Origin of the sequence: Vibrio sp. 779(2023) (genome assembly GCF_033344285.1) — a bacterium.
Lineage (GTDB): Bacteria > Pseudomonadota > Gammaproteobacteria > Enterobacterales > Vibrionaceae > Vibrio > Vibrio alginolyticus.
Window position 1 is genome coordinate 1 of sequence record NZ_JAWPOM010000066.1, and the last position, 1,667, is coordinate 1,667.

Here is a 1,667-nt window from a genome sequence, read left to right on the forward strand (position 1 = left end):
GTTGGATTTTTTGGTGAGCAAAGCAGCTCGGCAGCCATCAACATAGAAAATGGTGTGCCAGCACTGCATGCAGAGCAACCAAGTTTGAGCGCGCTTACATCGGTTGGTCAATCTATTAATGTTGTTGTTGCAGAAGATGGGTTGAGCTTACAAGGAACATCGACTGACGACCGATTAGTTTTCTCTGCAGAAGTCAATGATGATGGTACGGTTCAAATTACTTTTTATGAAGCGATTGATCATGGTGTAGGTCAAGATGAGCTGGTGACTAACGTATTGGTTGAAAGCACTCAAAGTGATGCTGACGGTACACAAGAGACGGTTGTGGCCCCCCTAGAAATCGTCATCAGTGATGCCGACCCAGTGATCGCAAATGAGTCATATAGTGTAACCGAAGGCCAAGTCATTTCTGGCAATGTACTGGAGAATGACATTGATATTGATGGTGACTTGTACATTCGATATGTCAGAGCCGGAGGAGAGATCCAGTCTGTCCCTGATGGTGGCTCAGTAAGTTTTAGTCTAGAGAAGGGTGAATTAACCGTATTTTCAGATGGCTCTTGGCAGTTGAATGCCAGTCGCAACTTAGATCACACGGTTGAGCAAAGTCTCGTTTTTGATTATCTCGCAGCCGATGATTCAAAAGATTACGGTGTAGCAACCGCAACTATCGACATTATAGATGGCCAAGCGGGTTATGTAGGCAGTGCTACTATAAACGCAGCAGAAGTACCTCTGGGAGAGGCATTATTAACCACCGAAGGCAGTGTTAATGTGATTGCTGGCTCTGATAACCCTGATCCGACTAGTTTGTATTTTGGTGGGGCATCCATTACTAAGTTAGAGGCATTAGGGCTTACAAGCTCAGTCTCTGATAATGAGCTTAGCTACACGTTAAGTCCCAGTGGAAAGCAAATCACAGCATTTGCCAATGGTGTCACTGTATTTACGTTAACATTGAGTGGCATTGAGTCGGGTAACGATGTACTAGCTTCAATCTCGCTTACTCTTGATCATCCTATCGATCAATTCAATAGTAGTGATACGGTCACTTTCCCGCTGACCATTGGAGGGACAGATCTAGACTCCACACCGCTTGTAGAGAATGAAATTGATTTCGTGTTGAAAGATGGTGTTGATCCTACGTTGAGCAACTTGACTGTTGTTGCAATGGAGGAGATTAATCTAGAAAGTGGGGCAATCTTTAAGACTGGGAGCCTTCAACTCGATATCGGGAGTGATTATGTTGACTCTCTTCGATTTAGCGAATTAAACCAGCCCACATTAGTGAGTAGTGAAAGTGAGTTGCTTTACCGTCTGTCTGATGACGGTACGACAATTACTGGCTATATCTTAGAAGGTGGGGTGGAAGTAAATATTTTTCAATCGAAACTATTATCCACATTACCTTTAGAGTCGAGTAGTGAAATAGAGTATTCCTTTGAATTATATCGCTCTTTCGATCTGTCAAAAGATCAAATCCTGGATATACCATTGTTAGTTAATGCAACAGATTCAGACGGTGACACCACCTCCGTAACATTGGATATTACCTTAGAGGCAATTGAAGGTTTGAACGATGATGCCTCTTTAACGGTGGATATTCTTGATGGCGGCGATGGATACGAAAACCAGTTTGAAGTTCCTAGTGTCACGATTCAAGGTGA

Annotated in this window: 1 protein-coding gene; it reads left to right on the top strand. The window is 43.3% G+C overall.

Going from position 1 to position 1,667, the window contains the following annotated elements:
• On the top strand, positions 1-1,667 hold a 1,667-nt coding region (locus R8O70_RS24890; protein ID WP_318184426.1), incomplete at both ends, for an Ig-like domain-containing protein.